Origin of the sequence: Gordonia sp. i37 (assembly GCF_002043085.1) — a bacterium.
GTDB classification, from domain to species: Bacteria; Actinomycetota; Actinomycetes; order Mycobacteriales; family Mycobacteriaceae; genus Gordonia; species Gordonia polyisoprenivorans.
Genome location: NZ_MVPX01000616.1, coordinates 1 through 398 on the forward strand (window position 1 = coordinate 1; position 398 = coordinate 398).

The following is a 398-nucleotide window of genomic DNA, read 5'->3' on the forward strand; positions in this document are numbered from 1 at the left end:
CCGCCGAAAAGCCTTGGGGTGACGCACTGGTCGACTCGGCTGCTGGCGAAGAAGCTGAAAATCTCCGACGCCTCGGTCGCCCGAGCATGGCGAGCGTATGGGATCAAACCGTTCAAGGCCGAGTCGTTTCGGTTCTCCACCGACCCAGAGTTGGTGGGCAAGGTCACCGACATTTGCGGCTTGTACTTTAATCCGCCGGAGAACGCGATCGTGCTCTGCGTTGACGAGAAGTCCCAGATTCAAGCGTTGGATCGGACGGTGCCGATCCTGCCGATGCAACCGGGCAAGGTCGAACGCCGCTCCTATGACTACTACCGGCACGGCACCACCACCTTGTTCGCCGCCCTCGATATCGCGACCGGGAAAGTCACCGCCGCACTCAAGCCCAAGCATCGCCA

General features: G+C 61.1%; 1 pseudogene. It reads left to right on the top strand.

What is annotated here, in order from left to right:
- Nucleotides 1-398, top strand: a pseudogene (locus B1964_RS28765) (IS630 family transposase); the annotation flags it as partial.